The following is a 25661-nucleotide window of genomic DNA, read 5'->3' as shown; positions in this document are numbered from 1 at the left end:
CATGACAACGTTGTCTGATCCCGGGAACGTCCGGCGCGCCACGATGAGCGACGTGGCGCGGCTGGCGGGCGTGAGCATCAAGACCGTGTCGCGGGTCGTCAACGCCGAGAGCGGCGTGCACCCCGCCACGGCGGAACGCGTGCTGTCGGCGATCGACCAGCTGGGGTTCCGGCGCAACCTCAGCGCCCGCAACCTCCGGCGCGGCACCGGGACCGGCACGCTCGGGCTGGTCCTGGAAGATCTGGCGAATCCGTTCTACTCGGTGCTGACGCGCGCGGTGGAGGAAGTCGCCCGCGCCCACGGCAAGCAGGTGCTCACCGGTTCGTCCGATGAGGACCCGGCGCGGGAGCGCGAGCTGGTGCTGGAGTTCTGCGCGCGCCGCGTCGACGGGTTGGTCGTGGTGCCCGCCGGTCACCAGCACGGCTACATCGCGCACGAGATCAACGCCGGGACGCCGGTGGTGTTCGTGGACCGCCCGCCCGGCAACCTCGACGCCGACGCGGTGCTCATCGACAACTCCGGCGGCACCGCGCTCGCCGCCCAGCACCTCGCCGAGCACGGGCACCGGGAGATCGCGTTCCTGGGGGACGCGCCCGAGATCCACACCGCCGCCGAGCGATTGCGCGGTTTCCGCGAGGGCTGCGCCCGCGCCGGGGTGCCCTTCGAACCCGACCTGGTGCTGATGGGCCCGCACACCGACGAGTCGGTGGCCGAGGCGCTGCGCACCACCCTGCGGCGGGCGACCGCGCTGGTGACCGGCAACAACCGGATCACCATCCACGCCCTGCGCGCGCTGGCCGGTCGGCCCGACCGCCCGGCGCTGGTGGGCTTCGACGACTTCGAGCTCGCCGACCTGCTGGACCCACCGATCACGGTGGTCACCCACGAAACCAGCGCGCTGGGCCGCTCGGCCGCCGAGCTGCTGTTCTCGCGGCTGGACGGCGACCGCACGCCGCCACGCCGCATCGTCGTCCCCACTCGGCTGCTGGCCCGAGGATCTGGAGAGGTTGCACGGTGAGTTCTGTCCACGATGATCAGTCGGCGCGGGCGCTGGTCCTGCCCGCCAACCAGCCGCAGCAGTTCTATCGCGGTGGCGCGTCCATCGCGGCGCTGCGCGGCGGTGGTGGTGATCGCGAGTTCGGCCCGGAGGACTGGGTCGCCTCCACCACGACCCGGTTCGGCCAACCCGAGTCGGGGTTGTCCCGGCTGCCCGACGGCCGCTGGTTGCGCGACGCGGTGCGCGAGGCCCCCGCGCAGTGGCTGGGTCCCGAGCACGTGGCCGCCTTCGGGGACAGCACGGCGCTGCTGGTCAAGCTGCTCGACGCGGGTCAGCGGCTGCCGGTGCACTGCCACCCGTCGGACCGGTTCGCCCAGCAGCACCTGGGTTCCCGGTTCGGCAAGACCGAGGCGTGGATCGTGGTCGGCACGAGCGGGACGAACCCCGTCGTCCACCTGGGTTTCCGCGACGACGTCGCACCGGAGGTGGTCGAGCGCTGGGTGAGCACCCAGGACTCCTCGGCGCTGCTGGGCTCGCTCAACGAGATCCCGGTGCGCCCCGGCGACACCGTGCACGTGCCCGCGGGCACCCCGCACGCGATCGGCGCAGGCGTGTTCATCGTGGAGTTGCAGCAGCCGACGGACTTCTCCGTCACGTTGGAGTGGCAGGGTTTTCTGGCCGACGCCGAGAGCGCTTTCCTCGGCATGGACCAGCGGACCGCGCTGGAAACCCTCAACCACAGCGGGTTCGACGACACCGCGCTGGACTCGCTGATCAAGCGCACCGCGGGCCAGGACGCGGCGCGGGTGGGGCTGCTGGCCGAGGACGCCGAACCGTTCTTCCGCGCTGATCGGCTGCACGGCACCGTCGAGCTCGCCCCCTCCTTCGGGGTGCTGATCGTGCTGGACGGCAACGGGAAACTGCGTTCGGACAACGGGGCAGACCTGGAGCTCGAGCGCGGAACCACCGTGGTCGTCCCGCACGCGGCCGGGGCCGCGCAGCTCGAAGGTGACCTCACCGCGGTGCACTGCCGACCGCCGTCCGCTGGGAGCCGGAGATGACCGAACCACTGCTGGAAGCCCGCGACCTCGTCAAGCGCTACGGCGGCGTGGAAGCGCTGCGGGGCGCGTCGTTCACCGTCCACCCCGGCGAGGTCGTCGCGCTCATCGGCGACAACGGTGCCGGCAAGTCCACACTGGTCAAGTGCCTGTCCGGGGTGGAGCAACCGGATTCCGGGCAGGTCCTGGTCTCCGGCCAACCAGTGGTGCTGGACTCGCCGGCCACCGCCCGCGCGCACGGCATCGAAACCGCCTACCAGGACCTCGCGGTCGCCCCGGACCTGGACCCGGCCGCGAACCTGTTCCTGGGGCGGGAACTCCGGCGCCCGGGACTGCTGGGCCGCCTCGGCATGCTGGACAAGGCGGCGATGCGCGCGCAGGCCGCCGAGCAGTTCGCCAAGTTCGGGGTCTCGCTGCCCGACCTGGCGGTGCCCATCGGGTCGCTGTCCGGTGGACAACGGCAGAGCGTCGCGGTGGCCAGGTCGGTGGCGTGGGCCGACAAGCTGGTGTTCATGGACGAGCCGACCGCCGCGCTGGGCGTCGTGCAGCGCGAACGCGTGCTGGAGGTGGTCCGCCGGGTCCGCGACACCGGCATCGCGGTGGTGTTGATCAGCCACAACATGCCAGAAGTGCTGTCGGTGGCGGACCGGGTCGAGGTGCTGCGCCTCGGCAGCCGGGTGGCGCGGTTCAACGCCGCCGAGGCGACCTTGGAGGACCTCGTCGGTGCGATGACCGGCGCGCTGTCGCAGGAGGACGCGAGCTGATGACCACTCAGCAAGGAACCCGGAAGTCCGATGTGGACGGCTCGCCGCGGGAGAAGGGCCTCGGTGCCCGGCTGGCGTCCTCGAACACGCTGTGGACCGGCCTGGTGCTGGTCGCGCTGTGCGTGCTGTTCAGCGTGCTGCGCCCGGACGCCTTCCCGACCCTGTTCAACGCGCAGAACCTGCTGGTGCAGGCGGCGCCGCTGCTGATGCTCGCGGTCGGCATGACGTTCGTGATCATCACCTCCGGCATCGACCTCTCGGTGGGGTCGGTGCTGGTGTTCTCCGGTGTCGTCTCGGCGATGACCATGGAGGGTCTCAGCGGTGGGGACGCCACCGGCGCCGGGTGGGGCGTGATCGCGATCGGCCTGGTCGTGTCGCTGGTCGGCGGCGCGCTGTGGGGCGTGCTCAACGGGGTGCTGGTGGCGGTGGCCCGGGTCCCGGCGCTGATCGTCACGCTGGGCTCCTTCGGCGCGGCACTCGGTGCCGCGCAGCTGCTCACCAACGGCGTCGACGTGCGCACCGTGCCCAGCTCGCTGCGCACCACGCTCGGCACCGGCACCTCGCTGGGGATCGTGCCGAACCTCGTGATCCTGGCCGCGCTGGTCACGCTGGCGGCGATCTGGCTGCTGCACACCACGGCATTCGGCCGCTACACCTACGCGATCGGCTCCAACGCCGAAGCGGCCCGCCGCAGCGGCATCAAGGTCACCCGGCACCTCATCGCCGTCTACGCCCTGACCGGGGTGCTGGCCGGGTTGGCCGGGTTCATGTCGCTGGCCTACTTCGGCACCACCACGATCAGCGGTCACAGCAACGACAACCTCAACGCGATCGCGGCGGTCGTGCTGGGCGGCACCAGCCTGTTCGGCGGCATCGGCACGGTGCTGGGCAGCGTCATCGGCGTGTTCATCCCCGCGGTGCTCGACGCCGGGTTCGTGATGGCCGGGGTGCGGCCGTTCTGGCAGCCCATCGCGGTCGGCGCGGTGCTGGTCGCCGCGGTCTGGCTGGACCAGCGGCGCCGTCGGGCCCGCAACAACCGCTGAGAAGTTCTTCGAGCAAACCAGCACAACGGCGTGTGAAGGGTGATTCGGATGAGAACTCGCAAGACGGTGCTCGCGGTGGGCGCGGCGCTGCTGCTGGCGGGCTGCGGCACCGGCCAGATCGGCGACACCGGGGGCGGCCAGACCGATCCCGGCAACAAGGACCTCGCGCTGATCACCGGGATGCGCGGCGAACCGTTCTACGTCTCCATCGAGTGCGCCGCCAAGCAGGAGGCGGCCGCCCAGGGCTACCAGCTCAACGCGCAGGCCCCGGAGAAGTTCGAGCAGGCCGAGCAGTCGCAGATCCTGGGCGGCATCGTCAGCAGCCGCCCCGGCGCGGTGATCATCTCCCCAACCGACGACAAGGCACTGGCCGCACCGCTGCAGCAGGCCAAGGGCAACGGCATCCAGGTCGTCGAGGTCGACACCGCCCTGGAGGACCGCTCCATCGCGGTCACCTCGCTGTCCTCGGACAACTACGCGGGCGGGCAGCTGGCCGCGCAGACCCTGGCCCAACTGGTCGGCGACAAGCCCGGCTCGGTGCTGGCGTTGAACACCAAGGCGGGCACCTCCACCACCGACGAGCGCGCCAAGGGTTTCGAGGACGAGATCGCCAAGCACCCGAACCTAAAGCTGCTGCCCACCCAGTACACCGAGAACGAACCGGCGACGGCGGCCCAGATCGTCTCCGCGACGCTGGCCGCCAACCCCGACCTGGTGGGCGTGTTCGGCACCAACCTCAACACCGGTGAGGGCGCGGCGACCGCGCTGTCCAACGCGGGCAAGTCCGGTCAGGTGCAGCTGGTCGGCTTCGACGCCAGCCCCAAGCAGGTCGACGACCTGCGCAACGGCCGGGTGCAGGCGCTGATCGCGCAGGACCCGGGCAGGATCGGCCAGGAAGGCGTCCGGCGGGCGATCGCGGCGATCAAGGGCGAACCGGTGGAGCGCGAGACCAAGACCGAGATGATCGCCATCACCCGCGACAACATGGAGCAGCAGAGCCGGTACTTCTACAAGTCCAGCTGCTGAGCGCAGGAGCCCCGGGCCCGGTGTCCGGGGCTCTCCGGCGCCCGGGCAGGTCGCGAGGATGGGAACCTTCCTGTCATCGACCGGTCCGGAACCCTGGTGCGCAGCTACCGTGGGGGCATGGCCTCCTACGGTGAGCTCCTTCCCGGGCGCAAGCTGAAGCACGAGGGTGACCAGGGCGGCATCTCGCAGGGGCACGACCCCGGCGGGCCGCTGGACCTGGAGCGGGGTGTGGTGTACCTCGCGCCGCCCGCGCAGGCCCAGCCCGACGAGCGCGACGACACCGCCGACGAGCAGGGTTGATCGGCGTCACAGCCCGGTAGCGGATCTTCTCAATCACCCGCGGTACCCGGACCGCTCCGTTACTGTGCCACGGGCAGTTGAACATCTCGCGCGAAAGCGTGCTTCGTTGGTCACTGCCTGTGCTCTATCGGAGTGCGCCGTACCCGTGCGGGAGTAGAGGAAGGGACGCCGTGCAACCGGACAAGGTGTTTGGGGATCCAGGTCTCGAGCAGGCCGAGGCCGTCGAGGACGGGACCGCCCTGATCGGGAACATGACGCCCGCCGGAGTCGACGGTCCCCTCACCCCGCAGCAGCGGCAGGCCATCGCGCACAAGATCGGCCAGGACTGGAACCGGATCAGCTCCAGCATCGCCGAGCTGTTCGCCACCGGGGTCCCCGGCAACGATCCCCGCACCCAGCAGGTCGTCGGCGAGCACTATCGCTGGATCTGCAACTTCTGGACCCCGGACCGCACCTCCTACCTGCGGCTGGCGGAGATGTACGTGAACCAGCCGAAGTTCCGCCGCCGCATCGAGCGCCGGAAGCCGCAGGGCATGGCCGCCTACCTCCGCGAGGCGATGATCACCTACGCCTGGGCCAACCTCCGCTGACCTGCGCGCTCGCTCGCGAGGTGACAGGAAGGTTCCCATCCTCGCACCAGCGGACCGCGGCGCAGGGGTGACAGGAAGGTTCCCTTCCTCGCACCCCCGCCGCCTCCGTCGGCCGGTGTCAGGGCGATCCCGTTGAATGGTCGGCATGCGGAGGTGGGTGCTGCACGTGGACATGGATGCGTTCTTCGCATCCGTGGAGCAGCTCACCCGCCCCACCGTGCGGGGCCGTCCGGTGCTGGTCGGCGGGCTCGGGCCGCGCGGCACCGTGGCCGGTGCCAGCTACGAGGCGCGCGAGTACGGGGCGCGCTCGGCGATGCCGATGGCCGAGGCGCGGCGGCGCTGCCCGGTGGCCGTGGTGCTGCCGCCGCGGTTCCGCGTCTACCAGGCGGTGAGCTCGCGGGTGCTGGGCATCGTGCGGGAGGTCTCCGACGTCGTCGAGCAGGTGTCGGTGGACGAGGCGTTCCTGGAGCCCACCGAGCTGGCCGGTGCGCCGACCGAGCGGGTCGAGCAGTTCTCGGCGCAGCTGCGCGCGCGGGTGCAGCGCGAGGTCGGGGTGACCGCGTCGATCGGGGCCGGGCCGGGCAAGCAGCTCGCCAAGATCGCCTCCGACCTGGCCAAACCGGACGGGATGCTGGTGGTGCCCGCCGAGGACCAGTTGGAGCTGCTGTCGGCGTTGCCGGTGCGCAAGATGTGGGGCATCGGCCCGGTGACCGAGTCCAAGCTGCACCGCATCGGGGTGCACACCATCGGGGAGCTGGCCGCGCTGCACCTGGGTGACGTGGTGTCGCTGCTCGGGCAGGCGCACGGCACCGAGCTGCACCGGCTCGCGCACGGCATCGACGACCGCCCAGTGGCAGAGCGGGCCGAGGCCAAGCAGGTCAGCGCCGAGACCACCTTCGACGTCGACATCACCGACCAGGCCGAGCTGCTCTCGGAGGTGCTCAAGGTCGCCGAGTCGGCGCACCGGCGGCTGGTGTCCTCCGGCCGGGCGGCGCGCACGGTGACCATCAAGGTGCGCGACTCCGACTTCACCACGATCAACCGGGCCGCGACCTTCACCTACGCGACCAGCGACTTCGGCGCGCTGTCCGCGGCGGCGCGGCGCCTGCTGCCGATCGCGGTGCCGCCCGGCACCCCGGTGCGGTTGGTCGGAGTGTCCTACTCGGGGCTGGCGACCTCCGAGCAGGAGCCGCTCTTCGACAACCCCGCCGACCACGGCGGGCAGGCCGAACCCGCGCCGCAGCCGGTGGTCCGCAGCGCCCCGGATCCGGAGGTCCGGCAGTGGCGGGCCGGTGACGACGTGGCGCACGCGGAGTTCGGGCACGGCTGGGTGCAGGGCGCCGGGCACGGGCGGGTCACGGTGCGGTTCGAGACCGCGACCACCGGGCGCGGGGTGGCCAAGACCTTCGCCATCGACGACCCGCAGCTCGGCGCCGCCGACCCGCTGGACAGCCTCGGCTGGTGATCAGTCCTGCGGCTTGGGCAGCTGGCGGCGGTAGTGGCCGACCCACTTCTGCGGGGCGACGTCCTGCACCGCTGCTTCCAGGGACTTCGCCAGCCTGCTGAACGGCGGGAGGTGGAACCGGTAGCGCTCGCCGGGCATGCCGGGCATCGACGCCGGTTCGGTCACCCGCCAGCGCTCCAGCTCCGGGTGCCGCGCGGCGAAGCCCGGGTCGGCCGGGTAGAACTCCAGCGCCTGGCGGCGTTCGGGGGACACCGGGCGGTTGTGCTGGACCCACGGCAGGGTGCCGACGCCGATGGCCTTGATCTCGTCCCACGCCACGCCGAAGACCTCACCGGAGGTGCGCGCGTAGAAGCCGCTGCGGTCGACCAGGAATCCGCGCCCGTTGAGCACGCCGCGGGAGGCGGTGATGAACCACAGGAACAGCACGCCGAAGACGAGCTGCCAGATCCACAGCCCGACGCTGTTGCCCTGGTTGACCAGCGTCGCCGCGACCAGCACCGTGAGCAGCCCGCTGAGGCCGCCCCCGATCAGCAGCAGTCGGAAGCTGCTGGCGCTGACGTCGACGTCCCGCGCTTCAGCACCGAGGACGACGGGCCGGTGCCCCACGCCCGGCTGCACCCGGGTGGCCGGTTCCGGTGCCGCGGGGCCCTCCGAGGTGTAGCGGGCGGTGCCGCGCCCGTCCAGCGGGCGAGCGGGCACCGTCTGCCGCGTCTGGTCGTCAACCCGGTCGGCGCGTTCCCATCCACCTGGAAGCCACTTCATGCCGTCCAGGGTAGTCGCGAACGCCCTAGTTGATCATGGTTGTGCCCCGATTTCCGGGTCGACCTCGGGGGCTTCTCAGGGTCAGGCGGTGGGAACCCGGAGGATCAGCGCGTCACCCTGGCCTCCACCGCCGCACAGCGCGGCCGCGCCGACCCCGCCGCCGCGGCGCTTGAGCTCCAGCGCCAGGTGCAGCGCCAGCCGCGCACCGGACATGCCGATCGGGTGGCCGAGGGCGATCGCACCGCCGTTGACGTTGACCTTCTCCTCGGCGATGCCCAGCGCGCGGGTGGACACGATGCCCACCGCGGCGAAGGCCTCGTTGATCTCCACCAGGTCCAGCTCCGCGGCGTCGATACCCGCCTTGGCGCAGGCAGCCTTGATCGCGTTGGACGGCTGCTCGTGCAGGCTGGCGTCCGGACCGGCGACGACGCCGTGCGCGCCGACCTCGGCGATCCAGGACAGGCCCAGCTCCTCGGCCTTGGCCTTGCTCATCACCACGACCGCGGCCGCGCCGTCGGAGATCTGCGACGCCGAACCGGCGGTGATGGTGCCGTCGGAGGCGAACGCCGGGCGCAGCTTGGCCAGCGACTCGGTGGTGGTGCCCGGGCGGACGCCCTCGTCGGTGTCGACGACCAGCGGGTCACCCTTGCGGCGGGGGACCTCCACCGGGACGATCTCCTCGGCGAAGATCCCCTTCTCCGCCGCCACGGCCGCGCGCTGGTGCGAGCGGGCCGAGAACGCGTCCTGCTCCTCGCGGGTCACCGCGTGGCGGGCGTTGTGCTTCTCGGTGGACAGCCCCATCGCGACCTGGTCGAAAGCGCAGAACAGGCCGTCGTGGGCCATGTGGTCGAGCATCTGCACGTCGCCGTACTTGAAGCCCTCGCGCGAGCCGGTCAGCAGGTGCGGGGCCTGGGTCATCGACTCCTGGCCCCCGGCCACCACGATGTCGAACTCACCGGCCCGGATGAGCTGGTCGGCCAGCGCGACCGCGTCCAGCCCGGACAGGCACACCTTGTTGATGGTCAGCGCGGGCACGTCCATCGGGATCCCGGCGGCGACCGCGGCCTGCCGCGCGGGGATCTGGCCGGCGCCAGCGGTCAGCACCTGGCCCATGATCGTGTACTGGACCTGGTCGGGGCGGATCCCGGCGCGCTCCAGCGCGGCCTTGATCGCGAACCCGCCGAGCTGGGCGCCGGAGAAGTCCTTGAGCGACCCGAGCAGTCGCCCCATCGGGGTCCGCGCACCTGCCACGATCACCGAACTGCCCACGACTACCTCCCGGTCTTCGCCACGCCTCGTCGCGCCGCACCACGACCCATCATGACCCGGTGCGACCACCGGGACCATACCCGCGATGACACCCGGTGCCGCCTGTGACGACCGCCATACGCGCCGGGTGGCAGGAAGGTTCCCATGCTCACGCCACCCCCGGCCCGCGGTGCCACGACGGCGCGGGCCGGGGGTGCGCCGCGGTCAGCAGTTGCCGCTGCCGGTGGTGGTGTCGCAGAGCCCGGATTCGGCTTCCCAGCTGAGCTTGGTCCTGGCGTTGACGCCGAGTTCGCGGGAGGCCGAGACGTCGGTCTCCGCGCCGGAGTCGGCCTTGAGCCAGTAGCGGACCTCGTAGTCCTTGCCGGACTTGCGGTAGGTGAAGACGTAGAACGGGTCCGGGACGGGCGCGGGCCCGTAGTCCGGGGACGTCCAGGCGTCCTCACCCTGCGCCGAGCTCGGGTCGACGTACAGGCAGTCGTACTCGGCGCCCTCGTAGGTGCAGGTGCGCATCTCGGCTCCGCCGTAGCGGGTGACGGTGGAGTCCTTGACCACGCCGTCTGCCTCGAGCCGCTCGTAGATCGACTCGCAGGCGCCCTGGTCGCAGGCGTGCCAGTCCTTCCACGCGGCGGCGCGGGCCTGGGCCGCGGTGGCGCCGCCGTCGCGGGCGGTGCAGTACTTGCCGACGATGTACGGGGCCATCTTCTGCGCCGCGCCGACCGAGTCGATGGCGGTGGCTGCGGTCTCGTCGGCGCCGAGCCCAGCGGAGTCGAGCTGCCAGATGCCGATGCCGGGGTTGAAGAACAGCCCCTTCCCGCGCTGCTCGGGGTCGGCGAGGGAGGTCTGGTCGTCGTAGCGGGACAGCGTCATCGGCGACGGCGAGTCGCCGGATCCGGACACCTCCGGCCAGGTTGGGGACAGCACCAGGTTGGTGGCGTCCGCCGCGCTGATCTCGCAGGAGGCCTCGCCCGCCGCGTCGGCGGCGGCCGAGCTCACCGCCTCGTAGGGTTCCGCGCCGAACTTCAGGTCCCCGGCCCGCACCCACGCCCGCTCGCGCCGCAGCTCGTCGGCCCTCGGGTTGTCGCCGCCACCGCCGCTGGGCGTGCCGTCGCCGCCTGCGGCCAGGGCGGACCCGCCGAGGCCCAGCAGCAGTCCGAATGATGCCAGCAGCACTGCGGTCCTGCGGCCCGGTCCACGTTGCCTTCTTGCCATGTGCGCCCCTCTCACGTGAATCAGCCACATGCTGGTGCGAGAGCAAGGGCACCCGACTCCGCCCATCGGAGCAATTCGATCTAGGGGTTTTCCACGCTTTTCCCAGCCCTGCGGGCGCGGCTAGGCTGCGGGCATGCGAGCGGAACTCGACGGTCTGGTCACCGCGGTCGACCACGTGGGCATCGCGGTCGCGGACCTGGAGGCGGCGATCGCCTTCCACCGCGACACCTTCGGCCTGGCGGTCACCCACTCCGAGGTCAACGAGGAGCAGGGCGTGCACGAGGCGATGCTGCGGGCCCCGGGTGATGCGACGGGCGCCACCCAGCTGCAGCTGCTCGCGCCGCTGCGGGAGGACTCGGCGATCGCGAAGTTCCTGGACCGCAGCGGTCCCGGCCTGCAGCAGCTGGCGTTGCGGGTGACCGACGTCGAGGCCGCCATGGCCGCGCTGCGCGCCAAGGGCCTGCGCCTGCTCTACGAGGAGCCGCGCCGGGGCACCGCGGGCAGCCGCATCAACTTCGTGCACCCCAAGGACGCGGGGGGTGTGCTCGTCGAGCTCGTGGAGCCCGTCGAGGTCCACTGAGGACCTGCTCGTGAGCGGCGATGGTCGCTCTTGCCACCATCGCCACTCACGACCTGGTGACGTGGGGTCGTGAGCGGCGATGGTCGTTCCTGCGACCGTCGCCGCGCACGAGAGGTCAGGCGGGCAGCAGCCGCACGCGGCGCTGGGCGATGCGCTCCACCGCCTCCCGGCTGTAGGCGAGGGGGAAGTACTCCCCGGTCCGCCACCGCTCGGCGAGGTCGCGGTAGTGCGGGTCGTCCGGGTCGCCGGACTGGCCCGGGGTGTTCACCGCCACCGAGGAGTCCCAGTCGCCGACGTCCAGGACCATCCGGAACGACGGGCCGCTGGTCTGCCGGAAGTCGCTGGTCCGGTAGGACGACTGGTTGACGGTGTCCGGGGAGCCACCTCGCGGCAGCGGGCCGACGTCGAAGCGGGCCCGGTCAACGGCGTTGAACGCCTCTGACGCCGGGTGCTGGAAGAAGCTGTGCTGCAACCTGCCCCACTTCCAGCCCCGCTCGCCCCGCCCCAGCAGCTCGCGCACCTCCGCGTAGGCCGAGCGCAGGGTGTCCAGCAGCAGCCGGTCGCGGGCCGCCGTGTCCGGCAGCCACCGCCCCGGGGCCTCCAGCTCGTCGAGCAGCACCCGGGTGTCGGCGTCGTCGATGAGCCCGGCCGCCGCCGGCACCGCGGCCCGCACGAACCCCGGGCCGAGGTGCTTGGACAGCCACACCTCGAACAGCGCCGCCGGGCCGGAGTCGGCCGCCTCCACCGCGTCCCAGCCCCGCAGCACGCGCAGCGCGCGGCGCAGGTCGGACTCGCCGCTGTCCAACCCGGACAGCAAACTGATCAACCGGCGAGCCGGGATGGACAGCTGGTCGTTCTGCAGCTCCTGCGAGTCGGCGGTGGTGTGCCTGCGCTGGCGGGACAGCACCTCGACGATCCGCTGGTGGCGGAACGGGTTGGTCCACTCGTAGCCGAGCCCGAGGTCCTGGTGCTCGGGCGGCAGGTTGAACTGGTTGGCGGTGGCGATGAACCCCTCCGCCGGGTTGAGCCGCCGCGGCAGGTCGTCGCCGGAGCGGAAGCCGTCCCACTCGTAGCGGCCGTCGCCGGGCACCGGCAGCAGGCCGTCGTAGCCGACGCGCTTGGGCACCAGCCCGCCCGGCACCCACCCGATGTTGCCGTCGACGTCGGCGTAGACCTGGTTCTCGGTCGGCGCGCCCCAGTTGCGCATCGCGCGGGTGAACTCGTCGAAGTTGCGGGCCCGCATGTAGGCGATGCTGCCGAAGTACGGCGACATGCCCGGTTCCAGCCATGCGGTGCGCACCGCGTAGGCCAGGTTGCGCTGCTCGTCGACGTGGATCACCGGGCCGTGCCGGGTGAAGACCAGCTCGACGGTGCGCGCTGCCTCCCCGCGCACCTCGACCTGCTCGCGCAGCACCGACATCGCCTCCCAGCCGCCCTGGTAGCGGTAGCGGCGGCGGTCGGCCGGGTCGAGCTCGTAGACGTAGAGGTCCTCCTGGTCGACGGGGAAGATGGTCAGCCCGAAGGCGACGGTCCCGTTGTGCCCGATGGAGATCCCGGGTAGCGCGGGCTCGCCCGCGCCGATCACGTCGAGCCCGGGCGCGGACAGGTGCGCCAGGTAGCGCAGCGACGGCGCCGAGTAGGCGCGGTGCGGGTCGTTGGCCAGGACCGGGCGGCCGGTGGCGGTGCGCTCGCCGCTGATCACCCAGTTGTTGCTGCCCTCGGTGGCCGGGTCGCGGACCACCGCCTTGCGGATCCGGCCGTCGGCGAATTCCACCTCCTGGGTGGCCAGGTCGAAGACCTCGAGCACGTCGTCGGGCAGCGCGCACGGGTCGAAGCCGTCGGGCACCACGGTGCGGTGGTCCGGTTGCAGGCCCTGCCGGACCTGGTCGGCGTCCACCCCGGCGGCGCAGGCGACCCGGGCCCGCTTGACCTCGCTGGTGAGGTTGCGGGTCAGGCCGTGGCTGCGGATGCGCACCACGTCCTCCGGGGCCCAGCGGTCCGGCCGGTAGCCGAGGATGCCGAACTCGGCGGGCAGCTGCTCGGGGTGCTCGTCGAGCCAGTCCAGGTAGGCGTTGATCCCGGCGGTGAACCGGGTCGCGATCCGCTGCGCGTCCGGCGAGTAGCGCGCCCACTCCACGTCCATGTCGCCCCGGTACAGGAACAACCGGGTGGCCCGGTCCTGCGGCACGTGGTCGGGGCCGAGCACCTCGGCGAGCTTGCCGAGCCCGCGGCGCCGCCACAGGTCGATCTGGAACAGCCGTTCGCGGGCGGCGTTGAAGCCTTGTGCGAGGAAGACGTCGTCCTCGTCGTGGGCGTAGAGGTGCGGCACGCCGTAGCGGTCCTCGATCAGCTCGACCGGCGCCCGCAGGCCCCGCACCCGGTACTGGTACTGGTCCTGGTCCGATGCCGGGTCCGCGGCGGCGCTGCCCATCACCCCAGCTCCTGCGATGCCGACCGCGGTGGCGACGAGACCCTGCCGCCGGGAGAACCGCACCTGATCAACGCCCACCACAACCTCCCGCATCGACCGACTGCAGGAGTTTTTAGCGCGGGCAATGATCTTTCACAAGACGGAAGGGGATTCAGATGTGTGGCGCTCGGCGTCCACCTCCCAACCGGACCTTGGTCTTCACCCGAACCGGGCAGCTCGAACCGCGTGCACCAGGCGGCCGGTCAGGCGGGTTTGGCCTTGCGGGACTTGCTGCCGCCCGGTTCCAGGGCGCGGGCTATGAAGCCGATTTCGCGGTCCAGCCCGTCGTCGTGCGCGCCGTGGCGGGCCAGCGAGTGCCGGTGGTTGACCACCCGCGCCAGCAGCAACGCGGCGGCGTCGATGTCGCCGCCGGGCAGGCCCGGGGGCAGCGCCAGCTCGATCACGCCGCGGATCTGCTCCACCACGTGCCGGAACCGCTGCTGCAGCGCGTCGCGGACCGCGACGTGCGTGTCCGCCTCCCGCCACAGCAGGTGGCTGAGCAGCGGCGACGCCTCCAGCCGGGCGTCCAGCTCGCGCACCAGCCGACGCAGGCTGCCCGCGACGTCACCGCGCACCGCGACCCGGTCGGACACCACCGGGTCGTCGGGCAGCTGGTCGACCAGCGCGGTCAGCAGGTCCTGCTTGCGGCGGAAGTAGTAGTGGATGAGCCCCTTCGGCACCTCGGCCCGCTCCGCGATCCGCGAGGTGGGGGTGGCCTCGAACCCGTGCTCGGCGAACAGCTCGCCAGCCGCCTCGAGGATCCGCTCCCGCGCGGACGCGCCGTCGTCCGCGGAGTCCGAAGTGGACCCCCGTGCACCGGAGCCGCGAGCCTGAGCCATCAGCCGACCTCCCACCACCTGCGCACCGGCGAGGCGCGCGGCCCGGAGGTTACCGCCAGGCCACGCGCCGCACCCAGGAGCGCTGCGATCGCACCGCCGTCAGTGCTGACCGGCCATCCCGCGGTGCGCGGAGTTTGCCTCCGGGAGCGCGGCTGCCCCGGCGAGCACCGCCAGCACGCCGACGATCCAGGAGGTCCACGCGGCCCCCACCAGCTCGCTGTAGCCGAGGACCCACGGCGAGATGAACAGCAGCGCGCCGAGCAGCATGTGGCAGTACTCGCTGGTCATCGACCCGGGCATGGCCAACGACCACACGCTGGCCAGCAGCAGCAGCGCACCCAGCACGATCATCGCGGTCATCGCCGACCCGTTCGTCGGCGTCCACAGGGTTCCGATGATCAGGTAGGCGCCCAGCACCACCCCGGCCCAGTCCTGCCAGCGAACCCACGGCTTCGCGGTCGAACCGCCAGACCTGTCGGCCACGTCGATCACCTCCACTGAGCACGACCAACAACTCCATTGCACTCTTGGTTGGCCAGCCGGTCAAGTGCCCGCGGCTGATCCCGGCGACCAGTTCGCCCGGCGGCCCGGACCAGCGGACTTGATCATTCCGGGGGATCTCGCCGCTGTCTGGTTCATCACCTCCGCACCTGCGCCGCGACGGAGGTCGACAGCTTTCCGTTGGCGGGGTTGGATGTTGGCCGACGCGCCCGGTGGTGGGCTCGCGGGCGCGGTGCGGAAAATCCGGTCGATACGCGCCACACCTCCCACAACAACGTCGTCTTCCAGGTAGCTTGGTTGCCATGGGCCTTGCCGACGACCGCGACTTGCTACCTCTTGGATCGGGATTCGACCTCGTTCGCAAGAACGGCTACGACCGCGCCCAGGTCGATGAGCACCTGGAGCGGCTCGACGCCGACATCCGCATCCTGAGCGCGGATCGCGATGCCGCTGTCTCCCAGGCCAACGACCTGTCCAAGCAGCTGGAGTCGGCCCGCTCCGAGGTCGAGAACCTGCGCGGCCAGGTGGACCGGCTGGCCAAGCCGCCGACAACCCTGGAAGGGCTCAGCGAGCGCCTGCAGCGGATGCTGCGCCTGGCCCAGGACGAGGCCAACGAGATCCGGAGCCGCGCCGAGAACGACGCGGCCCAGATCCGCGCGCGCTCCGAGGCCGAGGCCACCAACCTGCGCACCCGCTACGAGCGGCTGCTCGCCGAGGTCGACGCCCGGCGCTCCGAGATGGAGACCGAGCACCGCTCGCTGATGGACAAGGCCAAGTCCGAGGCGGAGCGGATCACCCGCGAGGCCGAGGAGAACCGCAAGCGCGCCGACCAGGAGTCCGAGGCCCGCCGCGCGCAGGTCGAGGAGGACTTCGAGATCGCGATGGCCGCGCGCCGCAGCGAGTCGATGCGCACCCTCGCCGAGCAGGAGGCCACCAGCAAGTCCGAGGCCGAGCGCCGCGTCCGGGAGGCCACCGACGAGGCCAACCGGCGCCTGCGCGAGGGCACCAACGAAGCCCACCGCCGCGTCCGCGAAGCCACCGACCAGGCCAACCACCTGGTCAGCGAGGCGACCGCCAAGGCCGAGAAGCTCACCCGCGAATCCACCGAAGCCGCCACCAAGCGCGAGCGCGAGAGCATCGAAGCGGCCGAGAAGCGGGAACGCGAGAGCAAGGCCGCCGCCGAGAAGCGCGAGCGGGAGAGCATCGAAGCGGCCGAGAAGCGCGAGCGCGAGAGCACCGAGGCCGCGGAGAAGCGCCTGCGCGAGTCCAAGCAGGAGGCCGAGCGCATCGTCCGCGAGGCGACCGAGAAGTCCGAGCGCATGATCCGCGAGTGCACCGAGGAGGCCACCCGCCTCATCGACGACGCCACCCGCGAGAGCAAGCGCCTGGTCACCGCGGCCCGCGAGGACGCCCGCATCCGCCTCGGCTCCACCACCGAAGAGGTCCAGCGCCGCCTCCGCAACGCCGACGAGCACGTCCACTCGCTGACCCAGCTGCGCGACGCGGTGGCCAAGAAGCTCCGCGACGCGGCGGAGATGCTCGGCCAGACCACGCCGCTCCTCGAACGCCTCGACCAGGAGGACGCCGAGGAGGAGAAGCTCCGCGAAGCAGCGGCCGAAGCCCGCGAACAAGCCCGCAAGGACGCCGAGGAAGCCCTCGCCCAGGACAGCCGCGAAGCCGAGCAGCAGCCGCAACCCGCGAAGCCGGAGGCGAAGCAAGCGAAGCCGCAGGCGGAGCAGCCGCAGGCGAAGGCCGAGGCGACGAAGTCGCCGCAGCCAGCAGCCGCGAAGCCGTCGGCGCAGCCCGCGAAGCCGCCGTCGGAGCAGGCGAAGCCGTCGGAGCAGGCGAAGCCTGCGGAAGCTGGCGCGAAGCCGGAGGCGAAGCAGGCCCAGGCGAAGCCCGCGGAGCAGGCGAAGCAGGCGCAAGCGGGTGCGAAGCCGCAGGCGAAGCCCGCGCAGCAGGCGAATCCTGCGCAGCCGGAAGCGAAGGAGAAGCCTGCGCAGCAGGCGAATCCGAAGCCGAAGCCGCAGGGCGGCAGGCCGTCGGGCGCCGAAGTCGCCGACGACGGGCCGACGGAGCAGATCCACCGCGATGTGGTCCGCGGTCAGGGCGCCGCGAAGGCCCAGCACAACCCGCACGACGAGCCGACCCGCCGCATCCAGCTGCCGGTCCCGGACAAGAACGGCAAGGGCGGTGGTCAGCGCTCGCAGGCCACCGGCCAGCAGCGCCGCTGACCAGGTCCTGGACCCGCCCAGCGGCCACCGCCGGGCAACCTCGGAGGGCACCTCTTCCGCGCCGGACAGCGCGAGGGGTGCCCTTCTCGCATCCGGCGGGTGATCGTCGGGACGGCCGCTGGACCGGCGCTTGCACCTGACACGGTGTCAGGTCCTAAACCAGGGGTGTCATGTTCAGCATTGGAGATTTCGCCAGGCACGGGCGGGTGTCGGTCCGAATGTTGCGCCACTACGACGCCGTTGGGCTGCTGCCGCCCGCCCACGTCGACCGGGCCACCGGGCACCGGGCCTACCACGCGGCCCAACTCGCCCGGCTGAACCGGATCGTCGCGCTGAAGGAACTCGGGTTCACCCTGCAGCAGGTGCGGCAGGTCCTCGGTGCGGAGTTCAGCGCCGAGCAGCTGCGCGGCATGCTCAGGCTGCGGCAGGCGGAGCTGGAGAACCGGGTCGCGGCGGACATGGCCCGGTTGGCCGATGTGCGGGCGCGTCTCCAGGTGATCGAGGCGGAGGGCACCATGCCTACCGAAGAAGTGGTCGACAAGTTTTTGCCCGCGGTGCGGTTGGCCGCGTTGTCCGGCACGGCGCGGAACATGGATCCGCAGTCGATCGGCCCGGTGATCCAGGGCCGCTACGACGAGCTGTGCGCGGCGCTGGAGCGGGCCGAAGTGCCGGCGGTGGGTCCGGCGACCGGCTACTACGAGGAGGGGGCGGACAGCGACACCGTGGTCGTGCACGCGGGGATCCCGGTCAACGTCGACCCGGATCCGGCGTTCGAGTTCGCCGTGCTGGACCTGCCCGCGGTGCCGCGGGCGGCCACGATCGTGCACCGCGGTTCGATGGACGACTGCCTGCCCGCCTACCAGGCGCTGGCGCAGTGGATGGAGGCCGCCGGGCACCAGCCGGCCGGGGGTGAGCGCGAGGTCACCCTCGCCATGCCGGCGGACCCGGCCGGGATGGTCACCGAGATCCAGTCACCCATCCGGACCAGTTGAGGTTCTGCCTGCTCATCTCAGGTGTGCGTCATCGATCAAGTGGTCGGCCGTCTCTACTACCGGAGGGTGGTTGCAGGTAGTGCGCCCATGGAAAGGACCCATCGATGGTGGACCAGGAGTCGCCGACCGGTGAAGACGTCAACGCCCGGGCCAGGCGGAAGTCGGGTCAGTACTTCGTGCTGCCCAGCGAGATGGCCGACGAGCTGCGGCGGACCGAAGCGAAGTCGAACGAGCGGGACTCGCGCCGTCCCGCCGCGGACGACGACTAGCGCCGGTCAGCCCAGTTCGGCCAGCCAGGGCCGGACGGCACCGGCGAACTCCTCCGGTGCCTCGACCGGCGGCAGGTGACCTGCGCCTGGCAGCGTCACGAGCTCACCTCCCGGCAGCACGTCCGCGAGCTCGCGGGCGTGCTCCGGGGGCGTGAGGCGGTCCTCCTCACCCACGACCACCAAGGCGGGCCCGGTGAATGCCCGCAGCACGTCCGTGCTGTCCGGGCGGCCTGCCATCATGCGCTGCGCCCATGCAACGCCTTCCGAGGGCTGCGCGTCGATCCACTCCCGAACCTGCTTGAGCACCTCGGGACGCTGCTCGTGCGTAGTGCGCCCGAGAACGTTGGGCAGCGTGTTGTCGGCTAGCCACCCGTTCGTGCCTTCGCGCTCCGCGCGCTCAGCGGCGTTGAGGCGATTGGTGCGCTGCTCGTCGTTGTCCGCAACTGCTTTGGTGTCGACCAGCAGCAGCCCAGCGACGCGCTGCGGCGCGGCCCGCAGCACTGCCATCGCGACGTAGCCGCCCATGGAGCAGCCGCCCAACACGACCTCCGGCAGCTCCAGCCGGTCGAGCAGTTCGACGATGTCCTTGGCCGCGACGTCAACGCTCGGGTGCTCGGCCGCCCAGCGGCTGTCGCTGGGCTCAGCCAAGCTCCGCGCCCACGAACCGTCCAGCGGGCTCTCCCCCAGCCCCCGCTGGTCCGGTGCGATCACCCGCGCCTGCTCCTCCAGCCGGGCGCGAGCCGGGTTCCACATCCGCGCATCCGCGGGGAACGCGTGCAGCAGCACCAGCGGTGTTCCGACACCCGATTCGACGTAGTGCACCGCACCATCGTGCCGCACCCAGCCCGCCAACGCGCCCCAACCGCGCGGGCGCGTTGCGCGAGCATGGGAACCTTCCTGTCACCGGGCCCCGGCCAGCAGCCCCCACGAGCTGCTCAGATGCCATGCGGCGCAGGCGTCGACGTCGAGCAGGTACGAACCGGCCTGCCCGCACTGCCCGTCACCGGTGCCGGGATCGATCGGCTGACCGTGCCCCATCCCGGTGACGGAGATCGTTTCGACCAGGGTGCGCCCGGAGCTGTCGGCGTAGCTCTCGTGCGGGTAGCCCGCGATGGTGTCGGTCGAGGTCGGGGTGTCGGGGATGCCGTGCACGTCCGTCCACTGCTCGACCAGTTCGCGCTGGTTCGCCGGTGCCACGGTGCTGTCCGCGGTGCCGTGCCAGATGCTCAGCGTCGGCCACGGCCCCTGGTGGGAGCTGGCGCCGCGCACCGCGTCGCCCCACTGCTGGGGCGTGCGGTCCTTGCCGGGGTTCATGCAGGTGAACGCGTCCACCATGCTCGACGCGCAGCCGTGCGGGACGCCGGCGACGACGCCGCCTCCGGCGAACACGTCGGGGTAGGCGGCGAGCATGGACGCGGTCATGGCCCCACCCGCCGACAGCCCGGTGACGTGGACCCGGGCCGGGTCCGCGCCGGTGTCGTCGATGGCGCGCTGGACCATCTGCGCGATCGACTCGGCCTCGCCGCTGCCCCGCGCGGTGTCCCCGGCCTGGAACCAGTTGAAGCACCGGTTGGCGTTGTTGGCCTGCTCCTGCTGCGGCAGCACGAGGGTGAACTGCGCGCGGTCGGCCATCTCCACCCAGCCCGCGCCGGTGCCGTAGCCCGCGGCGTCCTGGGTGCAGCCGTGCAGCGCGACGACGACTGGTCGTCCTTCCGGCAACCCGTCGGGGACGTACTCGAACATGCGGAGCGCACCGGGGTTGCTGCCGAACCCGGTCACTTCACCGAGTTCGGCCGCCGAAGCCGTCGGCGCTGTCACGACCGTCGCGAGCAGCGCCGTCAGGACGAAGGGGAAGACGCGCATGTGAACCACCTCCTCGTGGTTCGGCTCACGGTAGGTGCGGCCACCGCAGCACTCCACAGTGGACATCACTACTCTTCCGCTCCAGTTTGTGTGCCCCGCGCACATGTCCGGCTTCGCCGCCGCGCCCTACCGTGACCGGGCGACCACGAGGAGGTGCCGCCGTGCGCAGGGGAACCACTCTGCTGTCCGCCGGGTTGCTGACCGGTGCATTGCTCGTCCCGACCGCGTCCGCCGCGCCGCAGTGCGGCCCCGAGGTGCGGGTTCCCGGTGCCGTTCACCAGGAATCGGCGTGCCTGGAGGACCTGACGACCACCGGGACGCTGGTCTCGGGGCACACCGTCGAGGAGGACTGGGCCGGGCTGACCGCCGCCGACCTACCCGCGCCGCCGCCGGTACCGGGCAGGCAGGTCGACGGCTACTTCCCGGACACCTCCACGACCAACGGCAACCACGGCTGGCACCACGACGCCCAGTTCGTGATCCGCCTGCCCGAGCGGTGGAACGGCGGGCTGGTCGTCTCCGGGGCGCCGGGCAACCGCAGGCAGTACGCCAACGACCGGGCAATCGCCGACCACGTGCTGGCCGCCGGTTACGCGTTCGCCGCCACCGACAAGGGCAACACCGGCGCGGAGTTCTTCACCGACGGCACGCGGCCGGGTGATGCCATCGCCGAGTGGAACCACCGGCTCACCGAGCTCGCGGTTGCCGCCAAGCTCACCACCTGGCGCCACTACGGCCGACCGCCGTCGCAGACCGTCGCCGCCGGGCTGTCCAACGGCGGCTACCTGGTGCGCTGGCAGCTGGAGAACCGGCCGTGGCTCTACGACGGCGGGATCGACTGGGAAGGCGCGCTGTGGACGCAGCGCGACAACCTGCTGACATTCCTGCCCCCAGCGCTGCGCGGCTACCCCGCCGGTGACGAACGGGCCGTCCTGGAGGCGGGTTTCGCGCCCGGGTCGCAGTTCCTGTGGGACTACCACCACCGCGTCTACTGGGACCTGACGCAGCGGATCTACCGCGAGGAGTTCGACCCCGGCTTCGACGGCGACCGGCAGGCCGGGATCCCGTTCTGCCACCCCGGGACCCCGGACTGCGACGCCGACTACGACTACGCCGCGCGGCTCGCTGAGGTGCACCAGGCGGTCGAGCGCATCGCGCTGACCGGGCGTATCGGCAAACCGCTGATCACCCTGCACGGAACCCTGGACACGCTGCTGCCGATCAGCCGCAGCTCGGACGTCTACGCCGGGATGGTGGCCGCCAGCGGCCGCGGTGACCTGCACCGCTACCACCGGATCGAGGGCGGCAACCACACCGACGGCCTCGTCGACGAGTTCCCCGGGCTGCAGCCGCTGGCCCCGCACTTCCGCGACGCGTTCGACGAGATGCGGGCCTGGCTGGGTGGCTGACCGGCCCGCGCGCTGACGTGAGCATGGGAACCTTCCTGTCACCCAGCGCGCTCCCGAGCTGACCGCCGCAGCTAGGTCTGCAGGGCGTGCAGGCGCAGGGCCAGCTGGATCTCCAGCGCCCGGTCCGGCGCCTGCCAGTCCGCGCCGAGCAGCGAACCGATGCGGTCGAGCCGCTGCACGACGGTGTTGACGTGCACGTGGAGCACGCCCTTGGCGCGGGAGAGGTTCGCGCCGGAGCCGAAGTACGCGTGCAGCGTGGCGAGCAGTTCGGTGCCCCGGCGGGCGTCGTAGTCGAGCACGGGACCGATCGTGCGCTGCACGAACCCGTGCAGGTCGGTCTGCTCGCCGAGCAGCACCCCCAGGAAGCCCAAGCCGTCCATCGACGCGCCCTCGCCGATCCGCCCCAACGCGAGCAGCGCGCGCAGGCACCGAGCGGCTTCAGCGTGCGCCGACGCGATCTCCGGTGGGCCGTGCGCGGGGCCCGAGGCGCCCACCGTGACCGGACCGTCCACTGCGGACCGCAAGGTTTCGGCGATGCGAGCGGCGAGCGGTCCGGGGTCGGTGGCCGGGACCAGGAGGACGACTTCCTCGGCGTGGATCCCGGCGAGCGCCGCGCAGCGACCAGCCGCCACGACCAGCCGGGTGCGCGGGACCCGCTCGGCGTGGGCGACGAGCACGGCGTGCGGTTGAGCCAGGTCCAGGCCCAGCCGCTCGGCCCTGGCCAGCAGCGCACCGGGGTTGCGCTCGGGCGCGGTGAGCAAGTCGGTGAGCAGCTCGCCACGCACCTCGTCCTCGGCCTTGGCGACCGAGCGGCGCAGCATCAGCAGCAGCGCCGTGACCACCGCGGCGCGCTCGAAGAGTCGGCGGTCGGCGTCCACCAGGTCGCCGCGACCGGACAGCACCATGCTGCCGAGCAGTTCCGGCCCGGCCTGCACCGCGCACACCCATCCGTCCGCTGTGGACATGGCACGGCCGCTGGCCCGGGAGGCGGCGACCGCCTCCGCCGCCGGAACCGGGGGCACCGGGTCGGCGTTGGTCAGCTCCGCGCCGTCAGCGTCGAACAAGTTGATCTCGCCGCGCAGGACGTCGGCGACCGCGGCCGCCACCTCCGGCACGTCAGCACCCCGCAGCACCAGGTCCATCAGCCGGTCGTGGGCTTCCTCCGCGCGGTGCAGGGCCTCGCTCTGCTCGCTGACCTCCTCCAGCAGCGCGGCGTTGTCCAGCGCGATCGCGGCGTGGTCGGCCAGCGAGGACAGCAGCGCGATCTCGTCCGGGGTGAACTCGCGGCGGGTGCGGTCCGAGGCGTAGAGCACGCCGATGACCTGGTCGCCGAGCGCCAGCGGCACCCCCAGGATCGCGGTCAGGCCCTCGTCGCGGACCGCCGAGTCGATCGGACCGGTGTGCCGGAACCGCTCGTCACCGAAGTAGTCCCGGGTCGCGTACGGCTGGGCGGTCTGCGCCACCAGCCCGCCCAGCCCCTCCCCCATGCCCAGCGTGACCTTCTGGAACAGCGCCGACACCGAACCGTCGGTGACCCGCATGTAGGTGCGGCCCGCGGCTTCGTCGTTGAGGCTCAGGTACGACACGTCCGCGCCGAGCAACGTGCGGGCCCGGCGCACGATCGACCGCAGCACCGCGTCGGTGTCGCGCAACCGGGCCAGGTCGCTGGCGGTGTCGAACAGCGCGCTGAGCTCGGCCTCCCGGCGGCGGTGCGCGCTGAGCGTGCTGTGGATCCGCAGCGCCAGCGCGCTCGCCCGGCCCAGCTCCGGGTTCTCGACCGCGACGTGCGCCAGCTGCTCGCTGCCCGCGCCGGTGGCGAGCAGTTCGAGCAGCCGGACCACGTCGTCGTTCATCCGCTCATCTTGGCACCGCGGCCTGCTCGCGCGAGGCACCGTCGTGCAACGAACTGCCCGCGGTCTCCCGCGAGACCAGCACCGCCACCACGGTCAGCGCGCACATCGCCAGCACGTACACCGACACCGCCACGGTGCTGCCGGTGGCCTGCAGCAGCGCCACCGCGATGATCGGCGCCAACCCACCCGCCGCGATCGAGGACAGCTGCCCGCCGACCGACAGCCCGGTGTAGCGGACCCAGGTGGCGAACTGCTCGGCGAAAAACGCCGCCTGCGGCCCGTACATCGCGCCGTGCAGCAGCAGGCCGACGGTGGTGGCCAGCGTGATCACCCACGGCGACCGGCTGTCCAGCAGCGCGAAGAACGCGAAGCCCCAGCCCGCCATCACCACCGCGCCGAACAGGTACACCGGTTTGCGGCCCAGCCGGTCCGACAGCGCACCCCACAGCGGGATGGCCACGAAGTGCAGCGCGGAACCGATCAGCACCGCGTTCAGGCCGACCGACTTCGGCATCTCCAGCGGGCCGGTCACGTAGACCAGGATGAACGCGGTCAGCACGTAGTAGGAGACGTTCTCCGCCATCCGCGCCCCGATGGTGATCAGCACCTCGCGCCAGTGGTTCCGGAACACTCCCACCACCGGCACGTGCTCGCTGCGCTGCTCGGCCTTGCGCTGGGCGTCGAGGAACACCGGCGACTCGCTGACCGCGATGCGGATCCACAACCCGATCACCACCAGCACCCCGGACAGCAGGAACGGGATGCGCCAACCCCAGGCCAGGAACTGCTCGTCGGACTGCGTCGCGGCCAGCACCGCGAGCACCGCGGTGGCCAGCAGGTTGCCGCCCGGCGCACCGCACTGCGGCCACGACGCCCACAACCCGCGGCGGCGGTCGTCGCCGTGCTCGGACACGATCAGCACCGCACCACCCCACTCGCCGCCGAGCGCGAAGCCCTGCACCAGGCGCAGCAGCGTGAGCAGGATCGGCGCGAAGACGCCCACCGCGGCGTAGGTGGGCAGCAGCCCCATCGCGCAGGTGGCACCGCCCATCATCAGCAGGCTCACCACCAGCAGCTTCTTGCGCCCCACCCGGTCGCCGAAGTGGCCGAACACCAGCCCGCCCAGCGGCCGGGCCAGGAACCCGATCGCGTAGGTGGTGAAGGCCAGCAGGGTGCCGGTGAGCGGATCGGCCTCCGGGAAGAACAGCTGGTTGAACACCAGCGCGGCGGCCGAGCCGTAGAGGAAGAAGTCGTACCACTCGACCGTGGTGCCGATCAGGCTGGCGCCGACGACCCTCGCGATCGAACCGCCCCGCGAGTTGCCGGGTCTGTTGCTGGCCAAGGCGAACACTCCTTCGTGTCAGGCCGTTCAGGCGGCGGTCCAGCCGCCGTCCATCGGAAGCGAAACTCCGGTGATGTGGTCCGCGTGATCCCCGCACAGCCAGCGCACGAGCTCAGCGACCCGCGCGGGGTCGATCAGCTCCTTGAGCGCGGCGCGCCGCAGCAGCACGTCCGAGACCACTTCGGACTCCTCGATGCCGTGCGCGTCCGCCTGGTCGGCGATCTGCGCCCGCACCAGCGGCGTGTCGACGTACCCAGGGTTGACGCAGTTGCTCGTCACGCCGTGCGCCGCCCCCTCCAGGGCGACCACTTTGGACAGCCCTTCGAGGGCGTGCTTGGCGGTCACGTACCCGGCCTTGTACGCACTGGCGCGCAGCCCGTGCACGCTGGAGACGTGCACGACGCGCCCCCAACCCCGCTGGTACATGTGCGGCAGCGCGTTGCGCACGAGCTGGAACGGGGCGGTCACCATCACCTGCTGCATGCGGGTGAAGGTGTCCAGCGGGAACTCCGGCAACGGCGCGACGTGCTGGAACCCGGCGTTGTTGACCAGGACGTCGACCTGCGCGGGCAGCGCGGCGACAGCCTCGAGGTCAGCGAGGTCCACCGCGTGCGCCCGCCCACCGACCTCCGCGGCGACCCGCTCGGCCGACGCCGCGTCGAGGTCGACGACGTGCACCTCAGCCCCATCGGCCGCGAGCGCCCGGGCGCAGGCCCGGCCGATCCCGCTGCCCGCACCGGTCACCATGGCCACCCGCCCGCCCAGCGCCCCGTCGTGCCCGTTGTCACTCATGCCGTAGGACGTTAAGCCGCAGCACGCCGTTGGC

24 protein-coding genes are annotated in these 25661 nt (G+C 71.9%); 13 read left to right on the top strand and 11 right to left on the bottom strand.

All coding sequences use genetic code 11. The features are described 5' to 3' along the window. The first annotated feature begins 43 nt into the window (after positions 1-43). The 8 genes from ABT324_RS01290 (at position 44) to ABT324_RS01255 (ending at position 7243) form a co-directional block, all read left to right on the top strand. On the top strand, positions 44-1018 hold the full coding sequence (locus ABT324_RS01290) for a LacI family DNA-binding transcriptional regulator (protein ID WP_351170038.1): 975 nt from the start codon (positions 44-46) through the stop codon (positions 1016-1018). Then, positions 1015-2058, top strand: coding sequence for a class I mannose-6-phosphate isomerase (locus ABT324_RS01285; protein ID WP_351169659.1), 1044 nt, complete (start codon positions 1015-1017; stop codon positions 2056-2058). The genes ABT324_RS01290 and ABT324_RS01285 overlap by 4 nt, the downstream gene beginning before the upstream one ends. Further along, positions 2055-2819, top strand: coding sequence for an ATP-binding cassette domain-containing protein (locus tag ABT324_RS01280; RefSeq protein ID WP_351169656.1), 765 nt, complete (start codon positions 2055-2057; stop codon positions 2817-2819). Before ABT324_RS01285 ends, ABT324_RS01280 begins: the two co-directional genes overlap by 4 nt. Then, positions 2819-3862: an ABC transporter permease gene (locus ABT324_RS01275; protein WP_351169653.1), complete on the top strand. Its 1044-nt coding sequence runs from the start codon at positions 2819-2821 to the stop codon at positions 3860-3862. Before ABT324_RS01280 ends, ABT324_RS01275 begins: the two co-directional genes overlap by 1 nt. Positions 3863-3910: 48 nt before the next feature. Then, complete coding sequence (locus ABT324_RS01270; RefSeq protein ID WP_351169650.1) at positions 3911-4888, top strand: ABC transporter substrate-binding protein; 978 nt, start codon at positions 3911-3913, stop codon at positions 4886-4888. A gap of 117 nt (positions 4889-5005) precedes the next feature. After that, a complete protein-coding gene (locus ABT324_RS01265; protein WP_351169647.1) occupies positions 5006-5188 on the top strand; it encodes a hypothetical protein in 183 nt (60 codons plus the stop codon). Between the two features lie 170 nt (positions 5189-5358). Continuing rightward, complete coding sequence (locus ABT324_RS01260; protein ID WP_351169644.1) at positions 5359-5778, top strand: TipAS antibiotic-recognition domain-containing protein; 420 nt, start codon at positions 5359-5361, stop codon at positions 5776-5778. A gap of 145 nt (positions 5779-5923) precedes the next feature. Further along, a complete protein-coding gene (locus ABT324_RS01255) occupies positions 5924-7243 on the top strand; it encodes a DNA polymerase IV (protein WP_351169641.1) in 1320 nt (439 codons plus the stop codon). Here the strand turns inward: ABT324_RS01255 and ABT324_RS01250 are convergent, their stop codons facing one another. From ABT324_RS01250 to ABT324_RS01240, 3 genes are all read right to left on the bottom strand, one after another. Next, on the bottom strand, positions 7244-8005 hold the full coding sequence (locus tag ABT324_RS01250) for a hypothetical protein (protein WP_351169638.1): 762 nt from the start codon (positions 8003-8005) through the stop codon (positions 7244-7246). 81 nt (positions 8006-8086) lie between these two features. Next, the gene (locus ABT324_RS01245; RefSeq protein WP_351169635.1) at positions 8087-9274 is read right to left on the bottom strand and encodes an acetyl-CoA C-acetyltransferase; all 1188 of its coding nucleotides are present in this window, start codon (positions 9272-9274) and stop codon (positions 8087-8089) included. A 204-nt stretch (positions 9275-9478) separates the two neighbouring features. Next, complete coding sequence (locus ABT324_RS01240; protein ID WP_351169632.1) at positions 9479-10444, bottom strand: hypothetical protein; 966 nt, start codon at positions 10442-10444, stop codon at positions 9479-9481. A gap of 172 nt (positions 10445-10616) precedes the next feature. On the opposite strand from ABT324_RS01240, the gene mce reads away from it, so the two are divergent. Beyond that, positions 10617-11063, top strand: coding sequence for a methylmalonyl-CoA epimerase (mce, locus tag ABT324_RS01235; protein ID WP_351169629.1), 447 nt, complete (start codon positions 10617-10619; stop codon positions 11061-11063). A gap of 115 nt (positions 11064-11178) precedes the next feature. Here the strand turns inward: mce and ABT324_RS01230 are convergent, their stop codons facing one another. From ABT324_RS01230 to ABT324_RS01220, 3 genes are all read right to left on the bottom strand, one after another. Further along, entirely contained in the window at positions 11179-13572 is a 2394-nt protein-coding gene (locus tag ABT324_RS01230) for a penicillin acylase family protein (protein WP_351169626.1), read from the bottom strand. A gap of 164 nt (positions 13573-13736) precedes the next feature. Next, positions 13737-14372, bottom strand: a complete 636-nt coding sequence (locus ABT324_RS01225; RefSeq protein ID WP_351169623.1) for a TetR/AcrR family transcriptional regulator — start codon at positions 14370-14372, stop codon at positions 13737-13739. Positions 14373-14471: 99 nt separating this feature from the next. Beyond that, positions 14472-14870 (bottom strand): SPW repeat domain-containing protein, encoded by a 399-nt coding sequence (locus ABT324_RS01220; protein ID WP_351169620.1) that lies wholly within the window; start codon positions 14868-14870, stop codon positions 14472-14474. Positions 14871-15175: 305 nt separating this feature from the next. On the opposite strand from ABT324_RS01220, the gene ABT324_RS01215 reads away from it, so the two are divergent. The 3 genes from ABT324_RS01215 to ABT324_RS01205 all read left to right on the top strand — a co-directional run bounded on the left by ABT324_RS01215 (position 15176) and on the right by ABT324_RS01205 (position 18368). Then, positions 15176-17107, top strand: coding sequence for a M protein (locus tag ABT324_RS01215; RefSeq protein WP_351169617.1), 1932 nt, complete (start codon positions 15176-15178; stop codon positions 17105-17107). Between the two features lie 170 nt (positions 17108-17277). Next, positions 17278-18099, top strand: a complete 822-nt coding sequence (locus ABT324_RS01210; protein WP_351169614.1) for a MerR family transcriptional regulator — start codon at positions 17278-17280, stop codon at positions 18097-18099. A gap of 104 nt (positions 18100-18203) precedes the next feature. Continuing rightward, a complete protein-coding gene (locus ABT324_RS01205) occupies positions 18204-18368 on the top strand; it encodes a hypothetical protein (protein ID WP_351169611.1) in 165 nt (54 codons plus the stop codon). A gap of 6 nt (positions 18369-18374) precedes the next feature. Here ABT324_RS01205 and ABT324_RS01200 read toward each other — a convergent pair whose 3' ends face one another. Next, positions 18375-19190: an alpha/beta fold hydrolase gene (locus ABT324_RS01200; RefSeq protein WP_351169608.1), complete on the bottom strand. Its 816-nt coding sequence runs from the start codon at positions 19188-19190 to the stop codon at positions 18375-18377. A gap of 78 nt (positions 19191-19268) precedes the next feature. Beyond that, positions 19269-20231, bottom strand: a complete 963-nt coding sequence (locus ABT324_RS01195; RefSeq protein WP_351169605.1) for an extracellular catalytic domain type 1 short-chain-length polyhydroxyalkanoate depolymerase — start codon at positions 20229-20231, stop codon at positions 19269-19271. Between the two features lie 161 nt (positions 20232-20392). On the opposite strand from ABT324_RS01195, the gene ABT324_RS01190 reads away from it, so the two are divergent. Beyond that, the gene (locus tag ABT324_RS01190) at positions 20393-21640 is read left to right on the top strand and encodes a tannase/feruloyl esterase family alpha/beta hydrolase (RefSeq protein WP_502949664.1); all 1248 of its coding nucleotides are present in this window, start codon (positions 20393-20395) and stop codon (positions 21638-21640) included. Between the two features lie 71 nt (positions 21641-21711). Here ABT324_RS01190 and ABT324_RS01185 read toward each other — a convergent pair whose 3' ends face one another. From ABT324_RS01185 to ABT324_RS01175, 3 genes are read right to left on the bottom strand one after another with little or no spacing between them, the layout of a single operon-like run. Continuing rightward, the gene (locus ABT324_RS01185; protein WP_351169602.1) at positions 21712-23493 is read right to left on the bottom strand and encodes a helix-turn-helix domain-containing protein; all 1782 of its coding nucleotides are present in this window, start codon (positions 23491-23493) and stop codon (positions 21712-21714) included. A gap of 4 nt (positions 23494-23497) precedes the next feature. Then, positions 23498-24835, bottom strand: coding sequence for an MFS transporter (locus ABT324_RS01180; RefSeq protein ID WP_351169599.1), 1338 nt, complete (start codon positions 24833-24835; stop codon positions 23498-23500). A 27-nt stretch (positions 24836-24862) separates the two neighbouring features. Then, entirely contained in the window at positions 24863-25627 is a 765-nt protein-coding gene (locus ABT324_RS01175; RefSeq protein ID WP_351169596.1) for a 3-hydroxybutyrate dehydrogenase, read from the bottom strand. Between the last annotated feature and the right edge of the window lie 34 nt (positions 25628-25661).

This window comes from Saccharopolyspora sp. NPDC000359 (assembly GCF_040300525.1).
Lineage (GTDB): Bacteria > Actinomycetota > Actinomycetes > Mycobacteriales > Pseudonocardiaceae > Saccharopolyspora.
Note: the sequence above shows the minus strand (reverse complement) of the source record. Positions and strands in the feature narration are given on the sequence as shown.

What these genes read in the sequence shown, in the direction of transcription:
- ABT324_RS01290 (WP_351170038.1), top strand. Translation starts at nt 44, where the DNA reads ATGAGCGACGTGGCGCGGCTGGCGGGCGTGAGCATCAAGACCGTGTCG.
- ABT324_RS01280 (WP_351169656.1), top strand. Translation starts at nt 2,055, where the DNA reads ATGACCGAACCACTGCTGGAAGCCCGCGACCTCGTCAAGCGCTACGGC.
- ABT324_RS01275 (WP_351169653.1), top strand. Translation starts at nt 2,819, where the DNA reads ATGACCACTCAGCAAGGAACCCGGAAGTCCGATGTGGACGGCTCGCCG.
- ABT324_RS01270 (WP_351169650.1), top strand. Translation starts at nt 3,911, where the DNA reads ATGAGAACTCGCAAGACGGTGCTCGCGGTGGGCGCGGCGCTGCTGCTG.
- ABT324_RS01265 (WP_351169647.1), top strand. Translation starts at nt 5,006, where the DNA reads ATGGCCTCCTACGGTGAGCTCCTTCCCGGGCGCAAGCTGAAGCACGAG.
- ABT324_RS01255 (WP_351169641.1), top strand. Translation starts at nt 5,924, where the DNA reads ATGCGGAGGTGGGTGCTGCACGTGGACATGGATGCGTTCTTCGCATCC.
- ABT324_RS01250 (WP_351169638.1), bottom strand. Translation starts at nt 8,005, where the DNA reads ATGAAGTGGCTTCCAGGTGGATGGGAACGCGCCGACCGGGTTGACGAC.
- mce (WP_351169629.1), top strand. Translation starts at nt 10,617, where the DNA reads ATGCGAGCGGAACTCGACGGTCTGGTCACCGCGGTCGACCACGTGGGC.
- ABT324_RS01225 (WP_351169623.1), bottom strand. Translation starts at nt 14,372, where the DNA reads ATGGCTCAGGCTCGCGGCTCCGGTGCACGGGGGTCCACTTCGGACTCC.
- ABT324_RS01215 (WP_351169617.1), top strand. Translation starts at nt 15,176, where the DNA reads ATGGGCCTTGCCGACGACCGCGACTTGCTACCTCTTGGATCGGGATTC.
- ABT324_RS01210 (WP_351169614.1), top strand. Translation starts at nt 17,278, where the DNA reads ATGTTCAGCATTGGAGATTTCGCCAGGCACGGGCGGGTGTCGGTCCGA.
- ABT324_RS01205 (WP_351169611.1), top strand. Translation starts at nt 18,204, where the DNA reads ATGGTGGACCAGGAGTCGCCGACCGGTGAAGACGTCAACGCCCGGGCC.
- ABT324_RS01195 (WP_351169605.1), bottom strand. Translation starts at nt 20,231, where the DNA reads ATGCGCGTCTTCCCCTTCGTCCTGACGGCGCTGCTCGCGACGGTCGTG.
- ABT324_RS01185 (WP_351169602.1), bottom strand. Translation starts at nt 23,493, where the DNA reads ATGAACGACGACGTGGTCCGGCTGCTCGAACTGCTCGCCACCGGCGCG.
- ABT324_RS01175 (WP_351169596.1), bottom strand. Translation starts at nt 25,627, where the DNA reads ATGAGTGACAACGGGCACGACGGGGCGCTGGGCGGGCGGGTGGCCATG.